General features: G+C 39.5%; 12 protein-coding genes. 3 read left to right on the top strand and 9 right to left on the bottom strand.

Features of this window, described 5'->3' with window-relative positions:
• Window positions 1-113: 113 nt before the first annotated feature.
• Both IZT61_RS04705 and IZT61_RS04700 read left to right on the top strand, forming a co-directional pair.
• On the top strand, window positions 114-722 hold the full coding sequence (locus IZT61_RS04705) for an RNA polymerase sigma factor (protein ID WP_196100038.1): 609 nt from the start codon (window positions 114-116) through the stop codon (window positions 720-722).
• A gap of 398 nt (window positions 723-1,120) precedes the next feature.
• A complete protein-coding gene (locus IZT61_RS04700) occupies window positions 1,121-2,719 on the top strand; it encodes a GAF domain-containing protein (RefSeq protein WP_196100037.1) in 1,599 nt (532 codons plus the stop codon).
• 633 nt (window positions 2,720-3,352) lie between these two features.
• Here the strand turns inward: IZT61_RS04700 and IZT61_RS22395 are convergent.
• The 6 genes from IZT61_RS22395 to IZT61_RS04675 form a co-directional block, all read right to left on the bottom strand.
• Window positions 3,353-3,484, bottom strand: a complete 132-nt coding sequence (locus IZT61_RS22395; protein WP_262895709.1) for a hypothetical protein — start codon at window positions 3,482-3,484, stop codon at window positions 3,353-3,355.
• Window positions 3,485-3,634: 150 nt separating this feature from the next.
• Window positions 3,635-4,348, bottom strand: coding sequence for a DUF3891 family protein (locus IZT61_RS04695; protein WP_196100036.1), 714 nt, complete (start codon window positions 4,346-4,348; stop codon window positions 3,635-3,637).
• Between the two features lie 350 nt (window positions 4,349-4,698).
• Window positions 4,699-5,184, bottom strand: coding sequence for a hypothetical protein (locus IZT61_RS04690; protein WP_196100035.1), 486 nt, complete (start codon window positions 5,182-5,184; stop codon window positions 4,699-4,701).
• Window positions 5,181-5,753 carry an RNA polymerase sigma factor gene (locus IZT61_RS04685; protein ID WP_196100034.1) on the bottom strand — a complete coding sequence of 191 codons (573 nt, stop codon included), beginning with the start codon at window positions 5,751-5,753 and terminating at the stop codon, window positions 5,181-5,183. The genes IZT61_RS04690 and IZT61_RS04685 overlap by 4 nt, the downstream gene beginning before the upstream one ends.
• 1 nt (window position 5,754) lies before the next feature.
• Complete coding sequence (locus tag IZT61_RS22545; RefSeq protein WP_196100033.1) at window positions 5,755-6,117, bottom strand: carboxypeptidase-like regulatory domain-containing protein; 363 nt, start codon at window positions 6,115-6,117, stop codon at window positions 5,755-5,757.
• Between the two features lie 37 nt (window positions 6,118-6,154).
• On the bottom strand, window positions 6,155-6,472 hold the full coding sequence (locus IZT61_RS04675) for a hypothetical protein (protein WP_196100032.1): 318 nt from the start codon (window positions 6,470-6,472) through the stop codon (window positions 6,155-6,157).
• 2,032 nt (window positions 6,473-8,504) lie between these two features.
• Here IZT61_RS04675 and IZT61_RS04670 point away from each other — a divergent pair.
• A complete protein-coding gene (locus IZT61_RS04670) occupies window positions 8,505-8,684 on the top strand; it encodes a histone H1 (RefSeq protein ID WP_196100031.1) in 180 nt (59 codons plus the stop codon).
• A gap of 278 nt (window positions 8,685-8,962) precedes the next feature.
• Here IZT61_RS04670 and IZT61_RS04665 read toward each other — a convergent pair whose 3' ends face one another.
• From IZT61_RS04665 to IZT61_RS04655, 3 genes are all read right to left on the bottom strand, one after another.
• Window positions 8,963-10,060: a sensor histidine kinase gene (locus IZT61_RS04665; RefSeq protein WP_196100030.1), complete on the bottom strand. Its 1,098-nt coding sequence runs from the start codon at window positions 10,058-10,060 to the stop codon at window positions 8,963-8,965.
• A gap of 215 nt (window positions 10,061-10,275) precedes the next feature.
• Window positions 10,276-11,013 carry a LytR/AlgR family response regulator transcription factor gene (locus IZT61_RS04660; RefSeq protein WP_196100029.1) on the bottom strand — a complete coding sequence of 246 codons (738 nt, stop codon included), beginning with the start codon at window positions 11,011-11,013 and terminating at the stop codon, window positions 10,276-10,278.
• A 565-nt stretch (window positions 11,014-11,578) separates the two neighbouring features.
• Complete coding sequence (locus IZT61_RS04655) at window positions 11,579-12,055, bottom strand: hypothetical protein (protein WP_196100028.1); 477 nt, start codon at window positions 12,053-12,055, stop codon at window positions 11,579-11,581.
• Window positions 12,056-12,495: the final 440 nt, after the last annotated feature.

Below are 12,495 nucleotides of genomic sequence, written 5' to 3'. Positions count from 1 at the left end.
CCCAACATTTGACCTGATACCCATAGATCCGTTATCTTATGTTTTTCTATAGCGATCAAGAATATCTCAAACATACGGGTCAAAAATATGTTGATTTTCTTATACGATAGCTTATGATTGCATTTATACTTACTCAACCAAATCTTCGATCAAAATATCAGCATACTCAATTGTTTGATGTAGAGCGAGGGTTGGTATTGCGCTTGCGGAATGCTGATGTTACATCTTTCCATGATCTCTATAAAATGTATGCGCCAAGTCTATTTGGGGTAATCATGAAAATTGTGGAACACAGAGAAACTGCTGAAGATCTTTTACAAGAAGTATTCATCAAGATCATACGAAGCTTTCACTCCTATGCACCTGAACGTGCCCGTCTTTTTACTTGGTTACTCAATATTGCCCGTAATACAGCAATGGATCATTTGCGACTAAGGTCAACCCGGGATAGTCAGCTAACCACAGGTATTGAAACTGGTGGTTTACTTGATCATCATAGCTACTCGATCAACACTGATACGATAGGCCTTCGCGATATGATCAATGGAATGGATAGCCGCCATTGCGATCTATTAGATCTTTTTTACTATAAGGGCTATAGCCACACTGAAATTGCTGAACTTTTGAACATGCCCATTGGGACAGTAAAGACCAGGATTAGACAGGCAATTCTCCAGTTGAGGAATCAATTTTCCAGATGCCGAATCTCAAGTATTAAATGACAAAGTTTAGACAATCCCTGCTGAAAAGCATTATCTGTAAGCGCTCTCAGATTTTAACTTATTAAATGGTAAAAAGCATCCCTTTAGCCTGAAGAACTCGCCTTTGCCGAAAGACTGGGTGTGCTGATCGCATTTTATGAAGACATGAATTTCTTATAGTTCAGTTTTTGTTAATTATGAATAGGCCTTTATTTTTCCTGTTTCGGTATAGAATCAATTTTCTCTGGATGACGTTGTCAATATGCTTTTACCAAGCGTTCTTTATTTAGACGAAAGTCTCGAAAACGGGTAAGGCCAGATCATCGCTAGCTTATAAGTCCGTAAAAATGCTTGCTCAATATCTCTAAGTTTTAACTTAGTCGGTTAATGACTATATTTATCTAACTCAATTCTTATAAATGTCAAAAATTTCAGATGCGCACGATGAAGCAGCCCGTTTGCGTGCTTTACAATCCTATCATATACTTGATACAATAGAAGAGCGTGAATTCGATGACCTCGCCGCAGTCGCAAGCGCCATCTGCCAGGTTCCCATTGTCCTAATCAGCCTTGTTGATGAAAATCGCCAATGGTTCAAGTCTCACAGGGGGCTTGAGGCTTCGGAGACCCCAATTGAACAATCTTTCTGTGCACATGCGATTGCCTCGGGCACAGATATGATGATTGTTGAAGACGCGCATCAAGATGACCGTTTTAAGGACAATCCACTTGTAACGGGGAGTCCAAATATAACCTTTTATGCGGGCATCCCGTTGATCTCCAAGGATGGCTTTAGCCTCGGCACACTATGTATTATAGATCCCAATCGAAAGGTATTAAGTAAAGAGCAAAGGTACGCCCTGAAAGTGATTGCCAAGCAGGTGATGGACAAGCTTGAACTCCGGAAACAGCTGGTAGAAATGGAAGCGCTTAATTTATCCCTTGAAAAAGCTGAGGCGCATTCTGCCAGCCTTCTCCAGAATCTTGAACTGAGCAGCAGCCGAGTCCAGTCACTCATCCAACAGGCGCCCGTCGCTATTATCGTGTTCAGAGGGCAGGAAATGGTGATAGAATCCGTTAATCCGCCTATGTTGGAGATTTTGAATAAAAAAGGGGATATAATTGACAAGCCGCTTTTGGTTGCTATTCCCGAACTTAAGGGGCAGCGGCCCTTTGACCTTTTATATAGCGTTCTGGAAACGGGCGAGCCTATATTTGGAGATGGTACGGCAGTAGATCTGAAGAGAAACGGAAAAATAGAGAGGAGCTACTTCAATTTTACTTATGCGCCGCTGATGGAGGATGGGAAAGTAACCGGCGTGATCGATATGGCTGTTGACGTCACCAGTCAGGTTATTGCCCAGCAGTCCAAACAGGCACTCAACGATCAACTGGAATCAAAGAATGAGGAGCTGGCCATAATCAACCGCGAGGTAATATTGGTAAACGATTCGCTCATCAAGACCCAGGAACATCTCTTTAGCCTAAATAGTAGGCTGGTAGAAAGCGAGATGAACCTTCAGACCTTAGCAGACAATATGTCCCAACTCGCGTGGATGGCGGATGCAACGGGCGATATTTATTGGTATAATAAACGCTGGAGCGATTTTACAGGACAGGACTTGGAGCGCATGCGCAATGGCGGCTGGGAGATAGTCAGTCATCCGGAACATGCCCAAAGAGTCGCCACAAAGTTCAAAAACGATATTACCGCAGGAAAGATCTGGGAGGATACCTTTCCGTTGATGGGTGGTGATGGGCAGTATCGATTTTTAATGGTCTTGTATTTCTTTAACCCAGACCGTCCTTTCTTCTTTTCATCATCTTTCCCTGAAAACAATCGTCCAAAAAAGCTTTTCTTTTTGCCTTTTCCTTCTACTTCTTCTACCGAAGCGATGGAGATCTCATTGTCAATACTCGGCATAAGTGCTTCAATGAATGCGTTTTTAAGCACTTCCCATATTGCTTTCCGTTTTTCGGATCCACGACCAGTACACGGTAGCCTTTGGATTCAGTAACCCAAAGATTTATGGAATTAGTGATTTAAACAAATGAACTATCCTTAAATGTTCTGGATGTAACGAGTCTCTTTGTTGCGACAATGCTCATTATGTTAATTTGGCAACAAAATCGACGGTAAATACTCTAAATAAAAGTCTGCCAGTAATCGGTCTAGGTGTCGTATATGCTTAATCCTGCACGATTCGATTTCAACTGATTATAGATTGCATCTGGAGAGTATGTGATGTTTTTGTTGGACTTGTTTATGCGCCTTAGATTATTCCATATGTGGACGCATATCGCATGCTTGGGAAGGATCTGGTGCCGCTTGTTAGAAAGTGCTTTTCAGTCCAGTCGATTGGGCGAAATGTTTCGAAAGTTTTTACATAGGCTTCGCTTTCAAACTTTTTAAGTACTTAGGCAATTAGATGTGGCCCAAATTCCCGGCTCAACATTCGTGTAATCTGGAAAGATTCCAATATAGTACAATATCATTTTCAAAAGTTCAGTTTTGACGGAAGACTCGGGGCACGCCATTGCTTACATGCAGAAGAGATTAGTTATCTAGTGGTCATCTGTCCTTACTGTCGTTCAGCTCCAGCGATCTCTCAAGCAGAGAAATCAGTATTTCCAGTATTTCCAAAGTACGCTCATTTGAGCTCACTCTCCTTCGAGAGATGACTGGTCAATAGTTGAAATACGCCCAGGCTTCCCCCGAGTTCATGCTTTCTTTTGTTTACATCTCCGGGATTGTTTGAGGGCGTATCGATAACTTTCATCATTAAGGTTTTCCTATAAGTAAGATATTATCGGCGTAGAATAATTATACTATATGTAACATTATTGAATGGACCGCCTAGTTGTTAAACCCGCTGTATAAAGTCCCATGAAAAATGTAAAGATTTCCCCGTTTTTGGCTGTTTTATGTTTCGCTATGAACGCGAAATTACCTGATTATTGTTCTCAGCAGCTGAAGCTTTCAGCTGTGACCTGAACTCTTCATCACTTCGAAACCTGAGCTGTTTTATCGTTCTGATTTCATAACTGACTGAAAAACGCTCTGCTTCAAAAGGCCAGGGCTCCACAATGATCGCTGCTTCTTTTTGGTAGAGGAAATAGGAAGTTCCGTCCGGCCCGGAGCTGATCTCCACCCGCCGGCCCTCTGGCGGGATCTGCCACTGACAGATCAGCAATGAAAGGGCATCGCAAAATTCCAGAAGCGCATAGGTCATATCAATAGATTTTTTTGTGATTCCCGCATCCTTGAGCCATTGCCGCTCTTGCTTTTTTAGATCTACAATAAACTTTTTGGCCAATGGATCGCTTCCATGGACAAAGCAGATGTGCCGGGCTGTGAGCAAAGCTGTAAACCGGCTCTTGGTTGTTGCCATATCCATCAATCTAGTCGAGCAGTCTAGGTCAAATCTGGTCTGTTTGAAGTTGATCGGCGCTCCGTTATCATCGATCAGGGGATTGCGTTCAAATTCATTGAAAACATCATCATGTTCAGCTGTGGCGATGACGGTCTCCACCCATTTTTCGGGTCGGTCCGCGAGCCTCCACCTGGCGCATATTTGTCCGGCGAGCAGCCCATGCGCCCGCTGGGTAATAATCTGCCAGCCTTTTTCCTCATATCTTGCGATCATTTATAAGCAATCCTTTTTTCCGGTTCACCAAATCAACAAAATTTTGCTAGATAGGTTTTACCTGATGTTCCGTGCGCAAATAGGATATTACGCCTGTTCCAGACCTGGATGTCTGAAGGTGACCAATAGTTGCGCCGCATTTCGTCTTTCGCAGTGCTTGTCACTGATTTTAGCCCAGTGCTTGGAATGATTACAAATTCCTTGTTTCGCTGATCGAGAACACCTCAAGGCTTTGTTATATCTTCTAATAGGATTAAAGCACGTTTAAACTACATACAAATGTTTGTAAAAAGCTATAAATTTTATCGGATTACTGTCAAGTACTTAAATATAAGTACTAATTATGGTTTCTACGTGCCATTTTTTGTTGTTCGACTCTTTCTTTTATATTCGCTAAAGCTTTTTAATTGGATGATAAATAAGGCAGATAGGAATACAAATATTACAATCAAAATTTTCATGAGCATGAGTTGACTGACGGAGTTATTCGAATACAACATTTGAAACTCCGCACTCGTTGATAAAAATAAAATTGCAAGCATGGAGAGAATACAAATCCCATGGAATATGCGTTCTAGTAGTGGAGTTTTTGTTTGTTGTTGTTGTTGTATATAACTGTTCTCCAATTTTTGTAATAGAAGACTTTTAGAACCATCCTGTAAAGAGTAAGCAGATGTCGATAATTCGGATAGAGATTGATTGAAGATCCTGATATTATTAATTCGAGCTTTAAGCACCTCATTCGTTTTTTCAAGTTCTTCAATAAATCGTTTTTGATCAATAGGGAGATCATCATCTAGATAATCCCATATCAATTGGTCTGTAATATTTTTCATTTGTTTTTTTCAGTTTCTTTCACCAACATTACTGCTCGTAATCTATTTCTAGCTCGAAACAGCCTTACTTTAACCACACTTTTTTCAACTCCTAGGATATAAGTGATCTCTTCGATTCCCTGTTCTTGAATGTAATACAAATCCAAAATGGAGGAATCTGCTGTTGGAATCTGTCGCATGGCTTTTGCAATAACAATCTGCAACTCGCTTTTTTCTTTAGCATACACATCCCAATCGCTCGAACTTTCATAATTCTCAAACGCTTCATTAAAATCCCAATTTGAAACAAGAATGTTTTTCTTTCTCACTTCGGACATAGATGTTGTAAAAATTATCTTGTATAGCCAAGTTGAAAATTTTGCTTCTTTTTTATATGATGGTAAATATTTTATAACCTTCATAAATACATCCTGAGTCACTTCTTCGGATAGCTCCTTATTGCCCGCTGTAAATTTCATAGCAAGGTTAAAAGCATATTCTTGATAAGTGTCCAATAACGTCTTAAACGCTATTGTATTTCCCTTGATGATTTGCTCAATTAAATCCCTATCATCCGCTGCCTGCTTCATGTTATAAGGTATTCATTCTATACTTCAGGACTATTTTTTTTAAATCTATCAGCGAAGAGGATTGATTATCAATGTCAAGACTTTGATGGTGATCATCAAAACTGCCATGTGAAATTACGAGTAAATGCTTTCCTAGGTCTAAATCAGGTATTGTAAAATTTCCATTTTCGTCAGATTTAGTGCTCTTATGATATACGGAGTCCGATTTATATATTGTCGATATAGATGCATATCCAGTAGCTCCTACCTTGGTGCTGTCAACAACCGTTCCGTTGACGGGCAAGGTCTTTTTCAGCTTTAGTTGAGCGAAAGATAAGCTGAATTGAAATAATAACAGTGTTAATAGAATTAACCCCCTTTTCATAATTTAGAAGTTTTTTAAATCTCAGAGCGATATATTTTTACGCGGACTTCTTATTTATTTGGTCAGATACAACCATGGCTATACCGACAAAAAAGAGCAAAGTGATCAGATAAATAACCAAAGTCGTTTTATGAAACACGAGGTCGTTTAACAAAAGTCCTGACAATACACCCATTGCGATACCGATAAATATTATTCCTACAGTCAGCAATGATATAGGCTTTCTTATTTCATTTAAGTTTTCATTGTTTTGAATTCTGGCCATATTTTCTTTGTTTTTTAAATAAGCGATTCCAAATATTAGAATAAATACGCCAGATATTAGGCTGATTGAAACTAGATGGTAAAGATTCATGATATTAAATTTAAGTTATACCTGTTAGACGCAATTGAAATCCGTATGGTAACCGCTTTTGTCTTTTTTTGAATAAATTTCAAAATATTAAATTTCCATTGGTGTGCATTTAAATTTATGCGTAAAAGCTCTTATGTAAGAATTACATTCTTGTAGTGATTTGGGGAAAATCTAAATCTCAGATGTTACTTGGGTCTGATGTAGCTACCTCTATTGGCTTATTAGATAATCTGGTAATTCGTGCCTTTTTTCCATATGTCCTGATTTAGTTAGCTGATTTATCCTTTAGATCGATACTTCCGATGTTTCAAGAAGCTCAAAGATGATTCGCTCTATCTTGAAACATATAGGCCGGTAACTGATGTTACTTTGAAAAATTAATATCATCAACTGACTTTGTGAATATTGCCTCTTCTTTGAGTTTTCCAATGGAAACTTATGGCATCTAATAAACTAATACATCCTTAATTTAAAAAAGGCACCCTTTTTATTGAGGCTACCTGAATTTATTTGTAAAACTGGTATGAAATCAAAATGAAAGGGAGTTTTTGTTTAGTTCAAAACCTTAACATTTTCTAAAAGGGAATTTATTTCCTTCAAAGTTTTTGTTTTTTCATTAGTTGGAAATGTAATAAAGCCTCTGAAACTCATATTTTGTTTCTCGTTATAACAGACAAAACGAAAAATGGATCCCGTACTTCCTTCTGCGTAATTAGTAGTTATAAAATTGTCATTAATTTTCCTGCTATCACTTTTTATAATCCTTTTGGGATTGGTAACTGTGAGTGTGTGGTAAATCTATTCATGGTGGGTTTATCAGATACTTTTCCGGGAGGAAAAAACAGATATTTTGCATTTCCTACTTTGTATCGATACCTATTTAATAGTGATTTATCTGCAGGCGCTTTTGATTGGTCAATTTTCGCCAAGCTATTAGCTATGCAGTATCAATATCTTTTACTGCGTTTGAAGGTAATTCCAAAGGAACATTCGAGCCTAATTTGATTTGTTCCTGTGCTGTTGCCATCAGGCTCATAAAAATGAGGATAGCGATGGTTAGAAGTTTGTTAATTATATGCGATATTTTAATTACAATTAATAGTTGTCACTGAAGCCGTGGTTTCGACCACATCCAGCAACGGTTTAATTGGAACATAATTACGAGTTCCAGTTGGTGCTTTCAAAAGCTGAATACCTCCGTTGAATTTTGAATAGAGGCGGACGCACTCTGTTCCTGCTAATAGGAGTTAGGGTTTATTAACAGATATGCTCCTTTAATTCACTCATACTGTCATCAAACCCAAGTTTGTTACTTAGACAGATAGTATGCAAGTTTCCCTCGACTGGCCGATTGTCAATTTTTAGGGTTTTTAGAAAAGTCGATGGCGAATTTTCCTTCACTACATCAGGCGCCGGAAAGGAGTATAAAAATAAACGGGGAATGAACGAAGCCCATTTCCCCGCTATCTAAATTAACGCTCTCGAGGACTAAAGTAGCACTACCCAATCTTTTATCAAAGTTTTTTGGGATATTTATTTATACTTTAAAAATTATATTTTCTGATTACCGATAACTTGTGGACCAGTCATATTCACTTCCGAGTCTAACCGAGACTTCCCCCCCGTCTAATTATAATGGTATAAACGAGGTAGGTGCTATTGCTCTTTTTCAATAGTTGCAAGGCAAGAACACCGCTCTTGGCGGTGATGGCGGTAAGTCGATCCTGGAGATCAGCAAGCAGGGCTTCGAAGCTTGTATCAATCACGAGCGTATTATTGCTCTCGGTGATCAAACCTATCCCCGGCCCGAATAATATGCTGCAAAATAGCAAAAGGTATAGCCTTTATGTACTCGCCCGACTTGAAAGCTGTGATTGAAAATTGCAGAATAGTTGTCAGATTGAAGAAAATAGCTCGCGCACAAAACTTTGATGGAAAATTCCTGTTTTCTGTGAAAATTATTAGTTTTGGCTTCCGCTTATAGCGTAAGATAGTTTAAATATGGCACAGTGGCCAACTAAATTAAAAAATAATGGAAAAATTCAAAAAAGTACAAGAAGTGATCTCTTCGATAGAAGCAGATGTGGCAAAATTCTATGATGGCGGTAATTCAGCTGCGGGAACACGTGTCCGCAAGGCTATGCAGGACCTAAAAGTGTTGGCTCAGGAAATCAGAGCTGAGGTTATAGAGAAAAAAAACAACAATAAGTAAATTCAATACACTGTTTTGGGAACTGGCCGCTGGAATGGATTCAGCTCTTTTTTCATCACTCGCCATAATATGTCTTTTGGATTCAATGCTGTATATGCAAAAATCTTTATCGACAGCTTGGGTCAGCAGTCTTTCTTTTAGCGATCAGTAACTAATAAGATACTGGGACAATATTTTAAAAGATATTACTCATAAAATAATAATTGACAGCTTTTGCTACAGTTAGCATGCCGCTGATGTAGAGTTGAACATTGAGGCCACTTCTTTGCTTTATGGTTTCATCTCAGTGGAGCGCTGATCTTTACCGTAAAATAATTTCCTTCGACATGCTGCTGCATTACTGCCTCTTCGCCATAGGTCAGAAAAAGCCGTTGCCTTATGTTATTCAGACCAGTGTGATGGCCTGAATCGTTCAGGCCGGTATTGATGAGGTTTCTGGTCATCAGTATGATCTGCGGATCTTCTACCCAGATTTTAACCCTCCCGGGGTGTTGCTTTTCACTCAGGTTTCCGTGTTTTAACATATTTTCAAGGAGCGTAAGGATAACCAGTGGAACAAATTTCGCTTTTTTAGCTTCATCATCGGCGTCAAGTACAATCGCTGTATTTTCCTCCTCCTGCCTGATTTTCCACAGGTCAAGCAGAAGCCCGGCTGGTCCGAGCTCATCTTCCACACGGATAAGCCCGGGTCCGTTACCACTCTCGAGGGCATAGCGCATGATGTTTGCCAGTAATGATAGCGTCTTTGCTGCCGGCTGGTCTGCTTTATGTATGCGGCTGTAGATGAAGTTTAACGTATTGAACAGGAAATGGGGGTTGATCTGTGCCCTGAGGAAGGCATTTTTGGCATTGTTGAGCTCAATGAGATTTTCCCTGGCATTTAATTCTTCCTCATATGCCCTTTTTTCTAGTTGCTCGCGGTTGTCGCGTTCTTTGATGTAATACCTCAGGTAGTAATAACCCGATGCCAAAAGGATAAAGTATACGCTGCGCCAGACACCGCCTGCAATGAACTTTTTATCAAGGATAATTTCATTCTGGGCCATCTCGGGATATAATAGCGCAATAAGGTGATCTATACCGAACTTAAAGGCAAGAAAGAGGGCTATTTCAAATACTATCAGTAACAATAGCATCCATGGACTATTCCTTTTGACCGAGGTAGCCAAGGGAAGAACTACGCCGGCGTGGAAATAGAACAACAGGATGTTGACCGCGTAGTGCAGGAGATAAATGGTAATTCTGCTGAAGGTGCCTGTTGCCAGGGCTACAGAAAAAGACTCATAGAGCATGTAGGCAAACCAGGCACCAAGGTGAATGAGCCAGTTGCCCAGTGGATTTTTTGGGTTAAGTACCGGTTTTGCGTAAGTCAACATAAGCCTTGCGTAATAAGTTCGAGTTTGGTTTTTAATAGGGCTAAGTTTCTTCTATGAAACACTATAGCCACACTAAATTGAGCAAGAGAACGGTGTTCGTTTTCCGCTCCAAAGAAGAAAAAAGGGGGACTAGTACGGATCCTACAGAAACGAGCCTGACCATCATTACCATTGGGACGGGGGCTGCGCCGGATGGCAAACTATCCTCCAAAAGATCAAATTCGCTTTGATATCCAAATCTTCTCTCCGATGAAGTCGCAGAACCTCTTCTTATAAGGACTGGTCATTGGTATCGGGTGCTTCCCCAGATAAACGACGTTCCCTACTATACGCGTTACGTAGGAACCGTTTATCAGATAGGATTTATGTACCCTGAAAAATTTATCATCCGCAGTAAGGATGTCTGACATTTCCCGTATGGTCATGTAGATGGTAAAGTGTTCCTCGTTTGTGAATATATCCACATAGTTTCCTGCGCCTTTAAAATGAGTGATGGCCGATAGGTCAATCCGGTCCACTATTCCGCGGTTTCCCGGGCGGAAAAAGGCAAGATCATCATAACTGAATTGGCTCAGCTTTTTTACAAAACATTCTTTTAAGACCCTGTTGACTACTTTGGTGAAAGTTTCGAGTTCTATCGGCTTGAGTAGAAAGTCTTTTGCCCTCACATCAAATGCTTGGAGCGCATATCGGTCATGCGCGGTAGTAAAAATAATGTTCGGGGAAGTGTCGCGGAGGTTTTCGGCGACCTGCATGCCGGAAAGGCCGGGCATATTAATGTCAAGAAAAATAAGGTCAATGTTTTGATCGATGCTGAGTTCGGCAAGTGCCTGAATGGGCTTTGTGAAGGTCTTTGTAATGTTGAGGTTCGGGAATTCCCCGATGTGATCGGTGAGCAGACGAATAGCTGACCAATCATCGTCCACAATGGCGCAATTGAAGGTCTTTTTCATAAAGATTAGGTTGATCCTGCTAAAATAGGGTTTTTTATGCTTATTAGGAATACGTAAATGTCACTAAATGACTGATTTAATGATGTAAGAGGTTTTTTGTACTGATACTGATAAAATTTTAAAGACCACGAGCCATTGCAGCACGAGACACCTATAGATTGCCTGGCAAAAATGTACATGAATCCGTTGCATATGTAGTAAAGGCGGTGCCCGGTTTTCACATGTATGGATTTATTATTGATGTTATGTTTATAAGATAACATGCGTCCCAGACGACTATTTACCTTTTATAACGAGAAGCAAGTGTGCACATTTTTGTATCAAGGGAGTTACAGTTTGCGCCATTGAGAATTTTTAAAATTAGATTGCACTAATATATAGAAGATATAGCGACTTGCAATGCGGGAAACCGTAAATACTCGTATTTAGGTATGCGAACTGCATTGTTCACTAAGAAAATGTGAGTATCAGCAGCTCTGAACCAGCGAAATTCGATCTATGTTATGTTCCTTTGACTGACATGTTAAGTTTAAGATCGTACAATGAGTGTGAAGGAAAGGCTGATTTAAGGAAATTCTTCCAAAAGGTAGTGTAAATTGTTAAGATTGACTTTGATAGAACTAAGGTAGTTCCTGTACGCAGTTAACTGTACGTTATCATTTATAATAGAAAGTTCGTATGAAAAGGGCTTCAGATCCTTAAGTGAAAGTTTCTTTGTTTTAACTAATGCCCCAATAAAATCTAAATACTTAAGTAGCTTATCTGTCTCCATCTCTAAAGCAGCAACATGGTATTTTTCGGAAACTTGTTTCGATGCCAATTCTTCTAACCCAGATCCCTTATCAATGGCATAAAGAGCCTTTGCTATATCAGGATCACTATAAAGCCGATCGTATATATTAAGTAGCTGAGTAAGCTTTTTATCTTGATTACCTCTATATAACAGCAACAATGCAAACAGTCCGCCAATTACTGTTGCAATCAATTCCAATAATGCAATGTTCACTGAATTTAATGTCCACATTGTTGTAATAAAACTCATATAATATAGTTAGCAACTTGTTTGTTAAATATAGTGAATATTTGCCATTAAATGAATATGCATAATTAAGAATTAGTGCTATTTATATTGCATTCGCGATAGGAGATTTGGTTGCATACCGTAATGCGTATTGAGCGAAGGTCGATGCAGTAAAGTCCGCAGGACGATGCAACGTTATGTTTTATGTAATAAAACACGAGGCTTGGCGGTATTGTTGAAAGGTAAATTCATGTCTTGTAAATCCTCAACAATGATGACAAGCTGATGCCAGAGCGATCACGCAGGTACGCTGAACTGAGAAAGCGATTAGATTTATCCAGGATGCAGCGGAATGAATTTATGAGTAAAGCTAATCCTAGATAAATATAAGAGAGCTTTCATGAGGCGACTGCTTGCTCAAAAGAAAAACCATGACAGAATGTAGTGACGGCGTGTTTGTT

Source organism: Pedobacter endophyticus (assembly GCF_015679185.1).
Taxonomy (GTDB): Bacteria; Bacteroidota; Bacteroidia; order Sphingobacteriales; family Sphingobacteriaceae; genus Pedobacter; species Pedobacter endophyticus.
The sequence above is the reverse complement of the archived record's forward strand: the minus strand, read 5'-3'. Positions and strand labels throughout refer to the sequence as shown.